This is a genomic window from Butyrivibrio proteoclasticus B316, assembly GCF_000145035.1.
GTDB classification, from domain to species: domain Bacteria; phylum Bacillota; class Clostridia; order Lachnospirales; family Lachnospiraceae; genus Butyrivibrio; species Butyrivibrio proteoclasticus.
On sequence record NC_014387.1, the window covers coordinates 1,540,001 to 1,557,806 of the forward strand.

Here is a 17,806-nt window from a genome sequence, read left to right on the forward strand (position 1 = left end):
CTGCCGGGGAGTTTGACTGGGGCGGTCGCCTCCGAAAGGGTATCGGAGGCGCTCAAAGGTTCCTTCAGAATGGACGGAAACCATTCGAAGAGTGTAAAGGCATAAGGGAGCCTGACTGTGACACCGACGGGTGGAACAGATACGAAAGTAGGACTTAGTGATCCGGTGGTATGAAAGTGGGATTGCCATCGCTCAACGGATAAAAGCTACCCTGGGGATAACAGGCTTATCACTCCCAAGAGTTCACATCGACGGAGTGGTTTGGCACCTCGATGTCGGCTCATCGCATCCTGGGGCTGTAGCAGGTCCCAAGGGTTGGGCTGTTCGCCCATTAAAGCGGTACGCGAGCTGGGTTCAGAACGTCGTGAGACAGTTCGGTCCCTATCCGGCGCGGGCGTAGGATATCTGAGAGGAGCTGTCCTTAGTACGAGAGGACCGGGATGGACGGACCGCTGGTGTATCAGCTGCATCGCCAGATGCATAAGGCTGGGTAGCCACGTCCGGAAGGGATAAACGCTGAAGGCATCTAAGCGTGAAGCCCCCCTCAAGATGAGATATCCCTGGCTAGTCCAGTAAGACCCCTTAGAGAGTATGAGGTTAGATAGGCACAAGGTGTAAGCATGGTAACGTGTTCAGCTGATGTGTACTAATAGGTCGAGGGCTTATCCAAAGAAGGTTAGGAACAAAAGAGGTTAGGATTTAGATTATCAGTGTTCGGTTTTGAAGGTACGATTTGTACAAATTTAAACGAAATTTGAAATATATAAAATACTTATAAATGAAATCTTAAAAGACGGTCAAATGGCCGTCTTTTTCGTTTTTTTATATTTATTTTCAAAATAGTATGCTATACTAAATGAGGATATTTAAATAATTTTGTATCGGTTTTATGTTATTTTTTATCCATAAATGCAGTGAAACTCAACTATTCTAATTTCGTGAGGTGAGAGAATGGAATCAAAGATCTTGCTTGAAAGTGGTAACAATGAGTTAGAAGTTCTTGAATTTAAAATCGATGATCATTGCTATGGAATCAACGTAGCAAAAATCAAAGAGATTATCGTGTATCAGGAGGTTACTCCTGTACCTAATGCACATCCTAGTATAGAAGGTATCTTTATGCCGCGTGATACTATGATCACTGCTATCGACCTTAGAAACTGCTTGCAACGTGGTGCTTCTAAAGCAGGTGGCCTTTTTATTATCACTAATTTCAACAAGCTTGATATTGCCTTCCATGTTGATTCCGTAGTTGGAATTCATAGAGTTTCATGGGCAGATATTATTAAACCTAACGCTACAATTTCAAAAGCTGAAGAAAGTATTTCAACCGGTATCATTAAGTTTGAGAACCAGCTTATCATTATTCTCGATTTTGAGAAGATTGTATCTGACATTAATCCTAATACAGGACTTAATATGGATGCGCTTGGTGACATTGGTTCCAGACCTAGAAATGAAGTGCCTATTGTTCTTGCAGAAGATTCGCAGCTTCTGAATAAGCTTATAGTAGATTCACTTAATAAAGCAGGATATAATAATGTGAGACACTTTGAGAATGGTAAGCTTGCATACGACTATATCAAGGCTTGTAAGGACAGAAATGAGCTTGATAAGATCAAATGCATCATTACAGATATTGAGATGCCTATCATGGATGGTCATAGACTTACAAAGCTTGTAAAGAGCGATGATGCCACAAAGGATATTCCGCTTATTATTTTCTCTTCACTTGTAAACGAGGAGATGAGAAGAAAGGGCGAATCTTTGGGTGCAGACAGGCAGCTTTCCAAACCTGAAATTGGTAACCTTGTTTCTGTAATTGATGAACTCGTTAATGCAGGCGGCTGACGATTACTGACTTAAACTCCCCTTTGTTGACTCAGTTTACATATAATGTGTCTAACTGTTTCAATAGGGGGAGTATTTTTATTATATTATTTATTCAGGAGTTTAAGTTGTATGGAACAAAGGCTATCAGAGCTGATAGAAAAGGCTGACCAGTGTATTATTGGAATCGGAAGCGAGTGGAATTGGGTTAAATCGGGGATCAATGGGGATTGTAGATATAGCCAGATCTTAGAGTATTGTAAACAAGAGGGTAATCAATGGATTCTACCAATCGTAGAATATGAATTCGCCTATTATAATAATGACAACAGAATAGAAGAAGCTTATAAAGGATTGAGAAAGCTTATTGGAGATAAGAAATATTTTCTTGTAAGTGATCTTTTCTTACAGGATGCTTTGTTATATGGCTTTGACATAAGCAAGGTTGTTTATCCATGTGGTAACTATATGTATTTACAATCTACAAATGATAAGGATCCATTATTGGAAGCACAGAAGGTTCCTGAATTCATGGAGATTGTAAATAGCATACATAAGATTATTACGGAATTGGATGGAAATATCGGTGAAGATAGTGTCTTTTCTAAACCATTTTCTGAAGGAAAAGAACTATATCTTAACCAAAAACGTACGGAATATAGTAAAATAATATATAATGAGAGTTCATATAAAGGAAGATGGGATGAGTATATGCAGTATTTATCCAGAACACTTAACTCTAATCTTCTTATTATAGAACTTGGCGTGGGGCTGGAGCACCCTACAGTTGTTAGATGGCCATTTGAAAAGGTTACTTTTATAAATAAAAAAGCCCATTTTGTAAGAGTTCACGAGAAATTATATCATCATACACCGGAAATTGGAGACAAGACTGATTCTATTCAGATGAATTCGGTTGATTTCATTTTGCAGGAGAGCAAAGATTTATGAGTTCTGACGATGAAAAATATCTCGACAGTCTTTTAAATTCTGCACAATCGAATAAAGACCCGCAATCTGCTCTTAGTAGAATGTCACCTAAGGGTAAGTCGGATGGTGATACCTTTGGTTCAAGTAATAGCGGACCAGAGGATATTGCTGAGCTTGTAGATAATGCCAATGGAAATGATGATCTAAATGAAATTGGAAAGTTATTGAATGACCTCGATAGTGGTGTGGCAGTTGACAGTAAGATGGCAGACCTCTTAGATGGGATTGAGTCTGCTACTGATCCTTCCATTCCACTTTTTACTGTGGGCAATGAACGTTCTGCTTCGGATACTAGAGATCCTGAAGAAATAGCTTTAGATGAGGCTATAGCTGATGCAGAAAGGCTTGAGGCAGAAATTCAAAGTGGAAAGTTTAATGATGCTCAATCTACAGATGACAAGCCCGCTCCTTTAGTTGACCTAGAGGAGGGGGATGATGCCCTTTCGGAAATGGCTCCTGAAGTTATCCTTCCGGAGGATAATGTAGTCACTATAGAAAATAGTGGCTCAGACGCTAACGAAACTCCGGAGGAAATTCTGACAGACTTGCTTGACGATATGCCCGGTGATAGTCTGACTTCTGTTCCTGATGAATCTGTTCAGGACAGTCTTAATGATGTGCTAGATAATATGCAGGAAACTGCAGAGGATTTATCTGCCAGTCTTGATGGTATGGAGGATAATACCAGTAACACCCTTGAAAGTATAGATACACTTGACAATATTGATAATTTATCATTAGAAGATATAGAAAAAGCGATAGATGCGGTTGGAAGTTCTGTACCAGATACAGATTCTGTTGGCGAACTTGCACTAGAGGAACCAGAAGTATCAGAGCCTTCGTTAGAAGAGCTTTCTTTGGAGGAACCTTCTATATCAGAGCCTTCATTAGAAGATCTTTCCATGCAAGAACCAAAGTTACCTGATACTTCATTAGAAGAAATGGCTTTAGAAGAACCTTCTGCCGAGAACCCGGAAGGAATAGATGAAGCTTTGGCTAGTGCTACAGTAGATGAATCAGAGTTAAATGAGTTATCTCTTGATGAACTTTCAATAGAAGAGCCTGTGCCTGAAAATGATGAAACTCAGGCGGCTGAGCAGGGTATTTCTGAAGAAACTGCTGGCATTGATGATGCTCCGGAGGCAGTACAGGATGAAGCAGCAACTTCTGAGGAAGGAGCAGATGAGTCATTAGATGATCTGGCTCTAGAAGGATTTACACTAGACGGCGGTGAACCATCTGATGATATATCCTTGGCAGAGATGGAAGCTCAAATGTCCGGAATGGATGATTCTGCTTTGGAAGAAACACCGGAAGCACCTTCAGAAGAACCTGCTACAGAAGCTTCTGATAATATTGAAGACGAGTTTAGCCTTGATAATATGGAAGCCAGTCTTGATACTCTTATGGGTGATGAAGCAAGCGCTGAAGATTCAACAGCCGGAGAAGTTGCAGAAGTTTCATCAGCTGATGAAGCTTTGGGCGAGAATTCTGACAAATCCGGTGATGAAGATGTAGATATGTCAGATCTTGATGCTCTGATGAACAGTCTTGCAAGTGATGAAATCGAGGATATAGAGAGTACGGCTGCTCAGGATGAAGAAGCTGGCGTTTCTGAGGAAGAGGAGCTTCCTAAAGAAGATATTTTAGGAGCCTTGACTGAGGAAGGCTTTGATGATGGTGAAGCTGAACCTTCACTTGATGAGCTTGCCTCTATACCCGAGAGAAGCAGAGATGACGATGAGCCTGAAGATAATGGCAAGAAAGGTAAGAAAGCCAAAAAGGATAAAAAAGATAAGAAAGGTCTGGGAGCATTTCTTTCCAAGCTGTTCCATACTCTTACAGATGAGGATGAAGAAAATGAAGGGCTTGCAAGCCTGACAGATGAAAATCAGACTGTTCTTAATGAACTTGCAGGAGACGAGAAGCCCAAGAAGGAAAAGAAAAAGAAGGAGAAAAAACCTAAAAAGGAAAAGCCTCCAAAGGAAAAGAAGCCTAAGAAAGAAAAGCCTCCAAAGCCTAAAAAGGAAAAGAAGCCAAAGCCTCCTAAGGATCCGGGTGTTCCTGAAAAGGCAATGTCTCCTAAAAAAATTGCTATATCAGGTATTTTTGCAGCAAGTATAGGAATCTTCTTTATGATCCCTGTTTTAGTACTTCCTGACAGAATAGCAAATGAAAAGGCAGCTACAGCCTATACTCATAAAGAATATACAACTGCATATAAAATGCTCTATGGCAAGGAAAGAACTGAGGATCAGACTGTTATTTATGAACAGTCAAGAGTTCTTGCCTGGGCAGAGAGATATTTGGCCGGATACGAGAATTACGTTGCTATGAATATGGAGGAAGAAGCCCTTGATATGCTCCTTATGGGAATGAGAAATAAAGGGGATCTTTTGGAAGAAGCAGCTAAATTCAATGTTGAAATTCAGGTTCAGAGTGTGTACGATAATATAGAATCGTTGCTTTCAACTAATTACGGATTAACGGAGTCAGATATTTCTGAGATTAATTCTATTAAAAAAGAGAGAGACTATACTATAAGGTTAATGGAAATAGTAGGAACTCTGTAGAGGGCATCGAACTTTAAATTTGGAGGTTGATGCCACATGGTAGCAATTATTGATTATGATGCAGGCAATATCAGGAGCGTTGAGAAAGCTTTTTCTTATCTTGGTGCCAACACTATAGTAACCAGAGATTCAAAAGAGATTCTCAGAGCTGACCATGTTGTTTTACCCGGTGTAGGTGCTTTTGGCGATGCCATGAGCCGCATAAATGAATATGATCTGAAATCTACAATCATGAGTGTTGTGGATAAAGAAATCCCATTTTTGGGAATATGCCTGGGCCAACAGCTCTTGTTTGATTCAAGTGAAGAATCAAAAGGAGTTAGTGGCCTGGGCATTTTACGTGGAGAAATAGTAAGTATTCCTAAGACAGATTCTATGGGAAATACATATAAGATTCCCCAGATTGGATGGAACAGTCTCGATTTTCCAAGAGAAGGAAGATTGTTTAAGGGGATTGATCAGGGAGCATATGTTTACTTTGTACACTCTTATTACTTAAGAGCTGCTGACAGAAATATAGTAACTGCAACTACAGATTATTCAGTCACTGTAGATGCTTCTGTTGAATCAGGAAATGTCTTTGCATGTCAGTTCCATCCGGAGAAAAGTGCGGATGTAGGAATGCAGATTTTGAAGAACTTTCTTGAAGTTTGATTTGGGAGGATGAATAAGTGCTGACAAAACGTATTATTCCGTGCCTTGATGTTAATAATGGAAGAGTAGTTAAGGGAGTTAAATTTGTAGATTTAATCGATGCCGGAGACCCGGTGCTTGTTGGAGAAGCTTATTCCAAGGCAGGTGCGGATGAACTTGTTTTTTTGGATATTACAGCTTCAAATGAGAGACGGGCAACTGTAGCCGATATGGTAAGGGAAGTTGCCAAAAAAGTATTCATTCCATTTACAGTTGGAGGTGGTATCAGAACTGTCGATGATGTGAAGGCAATTCTGAGAGAAGGCGCTGATAAGGTCGCTGTTAATTCAGCTGCGATTGACAGGCCTGAGCTGATTTCAGAAGCTGCTGATAAGTTTGGTAGTCAGTGCGTTGTACTTGCCATCGATGCCAAGCGAAGAGAAGATGGCAGTGGATGGAATATATACAAGCATGGTGGCAGGATCGACATGGGCATTGATGCTATAGAATGGGCTAAAAAAGGTGCCTATCTTGGTGCTGGCGAAATTCTTGTTACCAGCATGGATTGTGATGGCACCAAGGAAGGCTATGATATTGAGCTTACCAGGCAGATAGCTGAACAGGTTGATATACCTGTTATAGCATCAGGCGGAGCAGGAAAGATGGAGCATTTTTATGATGCACTTACAAAAGGTAAGGCAGATGCAGCGCTTGCAGCATCTCTTTTCCATTTTAAAGAAATGGAGATAGGCGATCTTAAGCGCTATCTTATGGATAAAAAAGTTCCGGTCAGAATATGATCTTGTACTGTCTTTCCTCGAATTATGATTACACGCAAATACTGACATAAATGGAAGGTTTTAACTTATATGACCATGATTTCTAATGACTGGCTTCCTGCGCTTTCCGGGGAGTTTCATAAAGACTATTACAAAAAACTGTTTGAATTTGTTAAAGAGGAATATGCCACTCATGTAGTATATCCTCCTTCTGATGACATTTTTAATGCCCTCCACCTGACACCTCTTAAAGATGTCAAGGTATTGATATTGGGGCAGGATCCTTATCACGAACCCGGCCAGGCTCACGGGCTGTCTTTTTCTGTTCTGCCGGGAAAGGCAGATACTCCACCTTCTCTGGTCAACATATATAAAGAATTGAATGATGATCTGGGATGCTACATACCTGACAATGGATATCTTAAGAAATGGGCGGATCAGGGAGTTTTAATGCTCAACACTGTTTTGACAGTTAGAGCTCATCAGGCCAATTCTCACAAAGGAAGAGGATGGGAGAACTTTACTGATGCAATTATCAGAGCTGTTAATGAACAGGATAGGCCAATAGTTTATATGCTATGGGGAAAGCCTGCTCAGATGAAAAAAAGCATGCTCAATAACCCCAAGCATTTGATATTAGAGGCACCACATCCAAGCCCATTATCGGCTTATAGAGGATTCTTTGGTTGTAAACATTTTAGTCAGGCAAATGACTTTTTGCAGAAAAATGGCCTTAAGCCAATCGACTGGCAGATAGAAAACATTCACTAATTAGTACTTGCTTTTTGGTGCGTTAACATGTTAAAGTCTATATTAAATTGTTTAAAACCAAAAGGATATACGAGGAGAGTGCTATTATGAAAAAACCGTTCGTTACTAAGCAGCAGGTTGAAGATATTGTTAAAGATTTCCCTACACCATTTTATCTCTATGATGAAAAAGGGCTGGTTGATAATGCCAAGGCAGTATATGATGCCTTTTCCTGGAATAAGGGGTTTAAAGAGTACTTTGCAGTTAAGGCAACACCCAATCCGGTTTTGATGGAAATCTTAAAGAGCCTTGGATGTGGATTTGATTGTTCATCAGAGACAGAACTCATGCTGAGTCAGGCAATTGGTGCAAGCGGAGCAGACATAATGTTTTCCTCCAACGATACTCCTGCGAGAGAATATGCTTATGCAGATAAGCTTGGAGCAATCATCAATCTGGATGATTTTACACATATTGATTTTCTGGAAGAAACAATAGGTAAGATTCCGGAGACTATTTCATGCAGATATAATCCGGGCGGAGTGTTCCAGATGAGTAATGGTATCATGGATAATCCCGGAGATTCTAAATATGGTATGACCAAGGATCAGCTCTTTGAGGCATATAAGATACTGCGTTCTAAGGGAGCCAGGAATTTTGGAATACATGCATTTCTTGCAAGCAACACAGTAACTAATGAGTATTACCCTCAGCTTGCAGGACAGCTGTTTGAGCTTGCTGTGGAGCTTCAGAAGGAGACTGGTTGTAAGATTGCATTTATCAACCTTTCAGGAGGAGTTGGAATTCCTTATCGTCCTGATCAGGAAGCTAATGATATCAAGGCTATCGGTGAAGGAGTAAGGAGGCAGTTTGAGAATATCCTTGTTCCGGCTGGAATGGGCGATGTTTCAATTTTTACCGAAATGGGAAGATTCATGATGGGGCCTTATGGAGCGCTTGTTACCAAGGCAATTCATGAAAAACATATATACAAGGAATATATAGGTGTTGACGCATGTGCTGTTAACCTTATGCGTCCTGCTATGTATGGTTCATATCATCATATCACTGTACTTGGTAAAGAGAATGAGCCTTTAGACCACGTCTACGATGTGACAGGATCACTTTGCGAAAACAACGACAAATTCGCTATAGACAGGCAACTTCCAGAAATTGAAATGGGTGATTATCTTTTTATACATGATACAGGCGCACATGGCTATGCAATGGGGTATAATTATAATGGTAAGCTTAAATGCGCAGAGCTTTTACTCAAGGAAGATGGCTCAGTTCAGATGATCAGAAGAGCAGAAACAGCGAGGGACTATTTTGCAACATTTGATTGCCTTGAAATTGCAGATAAGCTAAACCATATATTGGAGAGTGAGAGGAACTGATCTGTGACTGCTACAGAAGGCTTTGATATAAAAACAATAAAATGTGCGATAGCATCCTTTTTTGGATGCTGGGCACTTCAGCAAATAATTGGGATTACCGTTAGAAACCCTCTGACGGTAGTCTTTTTTGTGTTGTTATTTAGCGCAGCATTACTTCAGGATAAGCAGAAGATTGGAGGAACCATTATTTCTGCTGCTTTATCTGCTGTGCTGACTTTTCTTTTGAGAAATAGAATTGTAGAAGGTTTTGATAGCAGAATATTTAAGCTCATTAGCTTTTTTATTGTTTTTGTAGGAATGACCTGTGTCTTTTATATAGTAATAGGTTTTTCGATATCTTTTTTCCGTGCAAGACAAGGAATGTCTGTCAGAGAAAAAGTCAGGAAACTTTTTATTAATACAAGACCGGCTTTTGCAGGTGTAAAAGCAGTTTTGGGTATTGCTCTGATATGCTTTTTATGTTGGCTGCCCTATTTTTTGTATGAGTACCCCGGAATTATGACAGCAGATTCTCTTGTTCAGTATGCCGAATTTGCAGGGGATGAGCCACTGTCTAATCATCATCCTATAGTTCATACGCTTTTGATTAAAATGTTTGTTGATATAGCAAATCTTTTTAATGCAGACCATCAGACCGGAATAGCACTATATACTGTTTTTCAGATGCTGTTTATGACGATTTGCTGTGGCGTTTTGGTAAGCCATATAAGATCCAGAAAGCTACAGGTGATTTCGGTTCTCTTTTATGCTCTGGTGCCTTTTAATGGTGTTTTTGTTGTAACTGTCTGGAAGGATATTATCTTTGCAGGTATAACAATGCTGTTGTTATGCTGTGTAATAGACTTAAGGAATTATTATGAGAGCAATCTGCAATCTAATACGTGTATAAATGCTCTTTGGGCATCATTTACTATTCTTGGTATTATGTTTGCACTTTTTAGATCAAATGCCTGGTACGCCTTTCTGGTTTGGACCCCATTTATGGTAATTGCTCTGAGAAAAGATATACTTAGAGCAATATGTGCTTCTTTGATAGTGATCATATCAGTTCTTGTTGTAAAAGGTCCGGTTATGAACAGAGCTGGAGTAGCAAAGCCCGACCTGGTGGAGTCACTTGCTGTTCCAATCCAGCAGACTGCAAGATTTCTGGTTGATGATGTATTTGTTGAAGATAGTGACATGAAACTAATAAACAAGGTAATTGATACAACCTATATCAAGGAATTATATGCTCCTGATTTTGCAGATAATATTAAAGAGCTGGTCCGCGCCGGACATCCTGAAGAAATTGAGAATAATAAGTCTGAATACTTCAAAATGTATCTTAGAATGAATGCCGGCAACCCGGCCGTAGCACTTAAAGCCTGGTACGATCTGGATGGAGGCTATATTAACCCAAACACATCGTATACGGTTGGAGATATGGACGGCATCATGGGAAATGACTTTGGCCTTTTCTGGGACCCTAAGATTGGAGGCAGATTTGTAGTCAAGGCTAAAGAAATATCCCTTAAGCTTGGGGATTTTGTTCCGCTTTACGGATTACTGTGGAGTATTGGTACATATACCTGGATTTTGGTCATTTCAATAGTAATATGTATATTCAGGAAAAAACACATTCTCTGCAAAATGCTGCTTCTTTTGCAGATAGGAACCCTTGTTATAGCAGCTCCTGTTGTTGACTTCAGGTATGGTTATTCAATTGTTATGACTATGCCTCTGTGGCTATTATATTATTGGGGGATAGAAACCGAGTATGGATCAACTAATTGACGCTTTTTGTTTATATCTTGAGACTGTCAAAAAGGCCTCTGCTAACACGATTTCATCTTACAGAAGAGATCTGAATCGTATGGCCAGTCACATGAGCAATAGAGGCATTACTTCCATAGCTGATATTACAGATGACAGACTACACGGATATATCAGTTCAATGCAGGAAGAGCATTGTGCGGGTAGTTCAATAATCAGAAGTGTGTCATCCATCAGAGCTTTTTTTAGATACCTTCTTGAAAATGGAAATATACAGGATAATCCTGCTGAGAATATCAGAACTCCCAAGGCTGCCAGGAGTGCGCCAAGGATCATGACATCTTATGAAATCGAAGCACTTTTGTCTCAGACCTTTCCTAATGATGCTCTAGGTAAAAGAGATAAAGCTATTCTGGAACTTATGTATGCGACAGGCTTACGTACAACAGAACTTGTAGAACTTGAACTTGAGAACATTGATATGAGTCTTAACTGCATAAGATTGGGAGAGAACAGAGTTATTCCTTATGGTAAAAAAGCTAAAGAGGCACTAAATGAGTATCTGCTTTTTGCAAGGGATGAAATTCTTTCTGATAACAGTGCCTCTTTACAAAAAGTATTTGTAAATTACATGGGCAATCCTATGTCCAGGCAGGGCTTATGGAAACTGATTAAAACTTATGTGAAAAGAGCCGGGATAGATGCAGATATTACTCCTTATTCACTAAGGCATTCTTTTACAATGCATCTTATCGAGAGCGGAGCGGATATAAACGCTGTTCAGGATATGATGGGACTTAGCGGTCTTTCGGCGCTATCTCAGTACCGAAAGGCCAAAGGGAAAAATAAAGACCCTTATGAATGGGCCAGAATCAGAAACTGATAAGAATAATATGAAAATCTCATTGAATATAAAAGGCGATGATTACTAAAAAAGTAGTCATCGCCTATATTATCATTATTATACGAGTTCAGCCATTTCAAGGATCAGCTTTTCTGTATCATCCCAGCCAAGGCAAGGATCTGTAATGGATTTACCATATACGCCTTCTCCGATTTTCTGGCTGCCTTCCTCAAGGTAGCTTTCTATCATTACACCCTTAACAAGTGATCTGATATCAGGATTGAGACTTCTGGAATGAAGAACCTCTTTGGCTATACGAATCTGCTCCATGAATTTCTTGTTGGAGTTATTGTGGTTACAGTCAATTATTGCAGCAGGATTGATGATTTCTCTCTGATTGTACAGCTGAAGTAAAAGAGAGAGGTCTTCATAGTGGTAGTTAGGAATTGACTGACCATGCTTGTTGCTGGAACCGCGAAGAACACAGTGAGCAAGAGGATTGCCGTTTGTCTTAACTTCGTAGCCTCTGTATACAAAACAATGCTCCTGCTGAGCAGCATAAACTGAATTGAGCATAACAGAGAGAGTACCACTTGTAGGATTTTTCATACCGGCCGGAACATCGAAACCACTTGCGGTCATACGATGAGCCTGATCTTCCACAGATCTTGCACCGATAGCCACATAAGATAAAATATCTGCAACATATCCCCAATTCTCAGGATAAAGCATTTCATCAGCAGCAGTAAGACCGGATTCCTCTATTGCCTTGAGCTGCATGTGACGCATGGCGATGAGACCGGCATGGAAATCTGTCTTGCCCTCAGGATCAGGCTGAGAAGTGATGCCCTTATAGCCTTCGCCTGTCGTACGAGGTTTATTGGTATAAATACGAGGAATAAGGATGAGCTTGTCCTTAACCTTCTCGTTAACTTTTCCAAGACGTGTAACATATTCGCAAACAGAATCTTCGTTATCAGCTGAGCATGGACCGATGATAACGAGAAATTTATCACTTTTTCCGGTGAAAACATCGGAAATCATTTTGTCTCTTTCAGCCTTGACAGCTGCAAGCTCCTTGGTAAGCGGAAATCTGTCCCTTATCTCATCGGGAGTAGGGAGCTTTTGTATATATTCAAAAGACATTTATATCATCCTCCTAAAACAAAAATCTTATGCCACTATAACACTTTAAACTGTAAAAGTAAACTACCTTTCAGTTATTATTTTTTCGTCAGCAGCATTTAAATTATATAGTTTGTTAACGTAATTATCTAGTCTTTTTATAATATATTTGTCGGAATCTGCGCAGTTTTCTGGCAGGCTTGACAGCTTAGCAGCAAGTTCTGAAATTTCTTTCATGACTTCGGGTGCACATACAGGTATAGGGAGCTTTTCCAGAACTGATCGCAGCACTTTCATATTCTTGCAAATATGCCTGTAATAGAAGCTGACTGCGGATGAATTCAGAACTGCCATAATATATGCATTATCATATCCCTGAACATGAGGGATTATGATATTTGCACTGTTTAGTGACAATAATCCCTTATCATCAAGGGCAACTATTGGTTCTCCTGCTATAAAGCGGTAGAAGAGCTTATTTGGAGCTCTGTAGTAGCTTTCCGGAGCTACTTGTTGGTATTTTTCCGGTGCAAATACTGTATAGGCATGACCGGAAGTAATCCTGTATTTAGTTATATCTTTTCCCTTTATGATAGGCTCTGAACCTTTAACAGCAGTTTCGAAAACTACATTAGAATTGCCTCCGGTTACGATTCCAAGGGCAAAGTCGGCATTACCCTCAAGATAAAAATGTGGGACAGAGGTCATCTTGGTTAAAATACTGTATTCATCGTTATCTGCAAGGATATTGAAATTGTCAGAACCTATTCTGGTCTTGGGAACGTTAAAGCTTTTGACAAGACTTAAGCTTCTGCAGATTTTGCTCTCTTTTTTGTAAAAAGAGGATTTAATACTGTTTGAAGTACTGATCCTGCTGATCCGCATAATAACTGAAGGACACTGAACTTTATCGAAAACTTCTCCAAGATAGCTTATGCTGACAACATTTGCATTATCTGTGATGAATTTACGAATGCCAAGGTGATAATCTGAACCAAGTATTGTTTCAGGAAGGAGAAACGTAACTTCATCACTTTCCTTAAGAGACTTTTCTATAAAAAGAGAAAAGGATTCAGGCTTACCGGTTCCGCTAAAGGATGAAAAGGTATGTCTTATAAGAGCAGTGCTGTCCTTGGAAAAAGCATATCCCCAGGGAGGATTGCCCAGTGTGACATTATAGTACCCGTTAGCGGGAGAAAAGAGAAAATCCCTGCACACTATATTATTTGTAAGAACTTCAAGCTCGGACCAGGAAGTGATGTGATATTTAATTGCTATGTTGATCCGGCATAAGATTACAGCTGTCTTATCAATGTCTGCACCATGAATATTGGCTAGAGGAATGTTATCCGGGAGACGCAGAAGGAAATTTCCGGTTCCACATGCAGGGTCAATATATGACTTTGATGCGTAATCTGTAGTAGCTTTGCTTGAGAAAGCTTCATTTATAAGCTCATCCACAACAAAAAAAGGAGTGTAATAGGCTCCGGTAGACTTCTTGGCCTGAAGACCTCGAAGTGAAAGATACAGCATGCCAAGAGTATCCTCAGAATCAACTAATAGCAGAGGGTATTCGGAAGCTAGATCGCAAGGGGTATCAGTGCTGGTTACATTAAGATCTTGTGTCAAAGAATCAGAAAGTTCTCTATTAATACCGGCAAGCTCCATAAGAATTCCGGCATAGTAATAAAGAAGGCTGTCAATAGGATAATTTGAGATTTCCTTGTCACAAATCAGCGCCTTGATTGTTTTATAGTTAGGAGATGAATTACTGATGTAGGATTTGGGAATAAAGTTCGAAGAAAGTCTTGATTTATTGCGCCTCTGACGCAACAAATCAGAAGAATCAAGAGCAAGGCTGATTCTTTCTACCTCGCTTTTGGATACCCAAAAAGAAGCACCAAACTTGACGGCGCTTAGTTTACCGAGTTTTATCCAGTTTTTGACGGTAGCGGGGCTGATCCCAAGTATTTCAGAGACCTCGGATACCGATAAATGCTCACTTTTTTCCATAATCAATATTATCCAAAAATGCGGACTAAAAGTAAAGCAATATTTGGGACAATGTGATATCATGGGGAGTGCTGTAAAGGCGGAGGAAGGCATGAAAAAGAAAAAATCGAATACGAAATATATATTTTTAACACTAATCTTAATATTACTCTTTTTTATTTGCGGACTGGCGGCAAACGATGTTATAAGTGTCAAAAAATATGCGAAAAAAGAAATGACTGTAATAAAAAAAGCGGAGCACACAGATGTAGACAAGCCCAGAATATTTGAGATGGACGATATTCTTTATAGTGAGAATGGCGATATATATGAGGGCTTTAAGGATGCACCCGGTTACTCGCATTACTGTTCTAAATTTGACGGAACAGGAATGGCGGTTACCGCAGATAATAAAGTCTACTATGTTGATGGGAAGTTGGAACCCCGCTATTTGTCTGAAAGCTCAACAAGCGCTGTCATTAGTAAAAAGGCTGATTTTGTTTTATATAATGATGAAGTGCATGAGGGCTGCGTTTATGATGCAGCTAACGACCAAAAAATAACTATATGCGAGGATTATTTTACGGTATACGATAGCGCTATTTCATCAAATGGACGATATGTAGCCTTTTATGAAAGAGAGTCTGGAACAATCATCCGTGATGTACAAAACCCTGAGTCTTTCACAACAGTCAGTAAGAAGGACCTTGATGCAATCGCTGTTTCTCCTGATGGTAAGAGAGCATTTTTTAAAAATTATGATGACGAGACATATTTTGCCTATTCCTACCATGATGGTGAATTGTTTGAGATAGCAAGAGGCAATCATTTTGACTTTTTCGTAAATGATGAGTGCACAGAAGCATTTGTTTCTGACATTTACAGTACATATTTTTATAGTACGGATATGGAAACAGGGGTAAAGATACTGGATGATGATCTGTTTGAAGTTAGTTGCCAAAAAGGCCCCTATGGAATTGTAGGCAAGCATTCCAGCAATATGATCGCAGATGTAGAATCGTTTAAGGGCTGCATCTTGGAGACAATATCCAAGGATTATTATTTTGACTCTCCATATAAGAGCCTTATCTTACTTGAACAATACAGTTCAAATGAGCTTCTGGGATTTGACAACGGAACTGTATACAGACTATATAGAGATTCTGACTCTGATCTTTGCATTGAGACTATGGAAAATGGCCATTTAAATAGTAATAAAATCGAAGGCATTGATCCTTTTGTTAGATCATATACGACTTGTGATGATCTAAGCAAAATATATTATGTGGATAGAGATGGTAATCTCTGGTTGTATGAAAACGGAGAGCATAAGCTTTTACATAGTAGTCCTGATTTGCACAGTAATATTCAATATGACAGCTTTAGTCAAAGACTCTTTTTTATAGAAAAAGAGAGTCTGTATTCTATAGGGGATGATCCTGAGGACTGCAGGCTTGAATTTGAAAATGCTGACTATATTTCACATAATTATTACAATTATGAAGACTTTGTTGTATTTTCTTACAAAATGGAAAAGAGATATGTAAGAGTATTTGGCAATTACATGCTATTTGACAGTTAAAGGGGTAGTATAAGATGAACGGGGAATATGAAAAAAGAAGCAGAATGGGGAAGGTTCTGACTATAGTTTTTATTTTGGCTGTCGCAACATTTTTATGTACAACTATAGAAAATAATAAGAAAAAGTCAAATGATGAGAAGAACAGTTACGGTGTAGTTAAGAATGCACAGGTGACAGACGTAAGAGAGCCAAGATTATATATGTATAACAAGATTCTGGTAAGTGAAAGTGGTGCTACTTCCGATTTTTTTACAGAATTTAGAGATGTAAAAATAAGCTTTTCCTATGACCATAAAAGGGCTGCTGTTACTGCCGATGATGAATTATTCTATGTAGATGGACAATTGATTCCGCTTGCGTTATGTAATATGGTTAAAGACTATGGGCAAATCAGCAAGGATGGCGGATATATCCTGTATTGGAATGTTAGCTGGAATTCAGTAATAGTATATGATATTGACAGAAATGAAGATATAAAAGTTGCGCATGGAATGAACCAGGAGTCCAAATACGCTATTTCATCAAATGGTAAATACGTTACACTTTTTTGCGATAATAAAACCCGTATTATTCCATGTGGACAGAGGGCTGTAACAACACCTGTTTCTGATGATAAGCTGATTCCTATTGCTGTTTCTGATGATGGAGAGAGAGCTTTTTACTACACAACCTATAAAAGACTTGATAAGACCTGGGTTTACAGTTTTCATGATGGACAATTGACAGAAATAGCAGAGCTTGATGGGGCAAATCGCTGGACATTTGTTGTAAATGAAGATTGCACTGATATTTATATGAATGGCAGTGTGCTTTGGTATTACAATACCAGAAAAGATAAGCTTAGAAGGATTCTGGGGCAAAGGGCAAATGAAGTTTATTTCTCAAAAGAAGTGTCGCAGGTTTTTGATGGCCATGACAGAGTGCGGATAGTTGACTTGCCTACTTTGGAGGGATGTTTAATAGATGCTTATCGCGGGAATTTCTGGTTCTATGATGCCGGAAAAGATGCTATCCGGGTTTCTGAGGATGATGAAAAATGTGAAAATTATAGAATTAGAGACAAAGAGCTGGAATATCTTACGATAAAAGATGAGTATGTTTATAAAGTGACACTAAGTGGCAATCATAAGATAGAAGAAAAAATCGTTGAATTAGAGTACAAGGCTCGAAATGTAATCGCCAATGGTGATTTTTCTGCTATTTGGTTTATAGATACAGACAATTGTCTGCACAAATACCAGAACGGCCATATGTATGATTTTGGTGATACAGGCCATGACGATGCAATACTTAAGTATGTATCCTGTGAAAAGAAGTTGTATTATATAAAAAATGGATCTGTATTGGCCTTGGATGAGCTTACAGATGAGAAGACAATCGTTGCAGAGAGGTGTCGTACCAGAAATGATTTAAGCTCCGATTATGGAAATTTTGTGGGTTATACTGATTTTTCAGGCCGCAAGGTTATTGTGATATTCGGCAACATTATTCTGGGAGATGAGTAGTGTATTGACTCATTAACTAAAGATATACGATACAGCACACTAGTGATGAAAGGG

The 17,806-nt window shown here is 39.3% G+C and carries 13 protein-coding genes and 1 rRNA gene (1 of these 14 only partly in view); 12 read left to right on the forward strand and 2 right to left on the reverse strand.

Annotation, left to right across the window (positions count from 1 at the left end; all coding sequences use genetic code 11):
* The 10 genes from BPR_RS06305 to BPR_RS06350 form a co-directional block, all read left to right on the forward strand.
* Nucleotides 1–670 (forward strand): 23S ribosomal RNA (locus tag BPR_RS06305); it begins 2,192 nt to the left of the window's first position.
* A 281-nt stretch (nucleotides 671–951) separates the two neighbouring features.
* Nucleotides 952–1,851, forward strand: a complete 900-nt coding sequence (locus BPR_RS06310) for a chemotaxis protein (RefSeq protein WP_013280630.1) — start codon at nucleotides 952–954, stop codon at nucleotides 1,849–1,851.
* 111 nt (nucleotides 1,852–1,962) lie between these two features.
* Nucleotides 1,963–2,781 (forward strand): hypothetical protein, encoded by an 819-nt coding sequence (locus tag BPR_RS19720; protein WP_052301806.1) that lies wholly within the window; start codon nucleotides 1,963–1,965, stop codon nucleotides 2,779–2,781.
* Entirely contained in the window at nucleotides 2,778–5,393 is a 2,616-nt protein-coding gene (locus tag BPR_RS06320; protein WP_013280632.1) for a midas domain-containing protein, read from the forward strand. Before BPR_RS19720 ends, BPR_RS06320 begins: the two co-directional genes overlap by 4 nt.
* Nucleotides 5,394–5,429: 36 nt before the next feature.
* A complete protein-coding gene (gene hisH, locus BPR_RS06325; RefSeq protein ID WP_013280633.1) occupies nucleotides 5,430–6,047 on the forward strand; it encodes an imidazole glycerol phosphate synthase subunit HisH in 618 nt (205 codons plus the stop codon).
* Nucleotides 6,048–6,064: 17 nt separating this feature from the next.
* Nucleotides 6,065–6,826, forward strand: a complete 762-nt coding sequence (gene hisF, locus BPR_RS06330; RefSeq protein ID WP_013280634.1) for an imidazole glycerol phosphate synthase subunit HisF — start codon at nucleotides 6,065–6,067, stop codon at nucleotides 6,824–6,826.
* Between the two features lie 69 nt (nucleotides 6,827–6,895).
* A complete protein-coding gene (locus BPR_RS06335) occupies nucleotides 6,896–7,576 on the forward strand; it encodes a uracil-DNA glycosylase (protein WP_013280635.1) in 681 nt (226 codons plus the stop codon).
* Between the two features lie 86 nt (nucleotides 7,577–7,662).
* A complete protein-coding gene (locus BPR_RS06340; RefSeq protein WP_013280636.1) occupies nucleotides 7,663–8,952 on the forward strand; it encodes a diaminopimelate decarboxylase in 1,290 nt (429 codons plus the stop codon).
* Nucleotides 8,953–8,955: 3 nt separating this feature from the next.
* A complete protein-coding gene (locus tag BPR_RS06345; RefSeq protein ID WP_013280637.1) occupies nucleotides 8,956–10,725 on the forward strand; it encodes a DUF6020 family protein in 1,770 nt (589 codons plus the stop codon).
* The gene (locus tag BPR_RS06350) at nucleotides 10,709–11,587 is read left to right on the forward strand and encodes a tyrosine-type recombinase/integrase (protein WP_013280638.1); all 879 of its coding nucleotides are present in this window, start codon (nucleotides 10,709–10,711) and stop codon (nucleotides 11,585–11,587) included. Before BPR_RS06345 ends, BPR_RS06350 begins: the two co-directional genes overlap by 17 nt.
* A 78-nt stretch (nucleotides 11,588–11,665) precedes the next feature.
* Here BPR_RS06350 and BPR_RS06355 read toward each other — a convergent pair whose 3' ends face one another.
* Nucleotides 11,666–12,694, reverse strand: coding sequence for a 3-deoxy-7-phosphoheptulonate synthase (locus BPR_RS06355; protein WP_013280639.1), 1,029 nt, complete (start codon nucleotides 12,692–12,694; stop codon nucleotides 11,666–11,668).
* A gap of 63 nt (nucleotides 12,695–12,757) precedes the next feature.
* Nucleotides 12,758–14,686 carry a TaqI-like C-terminal specificity domain-containing protein gene (locus tag BPR_RS19725; RefSeq protein WP_052301807.1) on the reverse strand — a complete coding sequence of 643 codons (1,929 nt, stop codon included), beginning with the start codon at nucleotides 14,684–14,686 and terminating at the stop codon, nucleotides 12,758–12,760.
* A 214-nt stretch (nucleotides 14,687–14,900) separates the two neighbouring features.
* Here BPR_RS19725 and BPR_RS06365 point away from each other — a divergent pair, with 214 nt between their 5' ends.
* Nucleotides 14,901–16,247, forward strand: coding sequence for a WD40 repeat domain-containing protein (locus BPR_RS06365; RefSeq protein WP_207636498.1), 1,347 nt, complete (start codon nucleotides 14,901–14,903; stop codon nucleotides 16,245–16,247).
* Nucleotides 16,248–16,261: 14 nt separating this feature from the next.
* Nucleotides 16,262–17,752: a hypothetical protein gene (locus tag BPR_RS06370; RefSeq protein WP_013280642.1), complete on the forward strand. Its 1,491-nt coding sequence runs from the start codon at nucleotides 16,262–16,264 to the stop codon at nucleotides 17,750–17,752.
* Nucleotides 17,753–17,806: the final 54 nt, after the last annotated feature.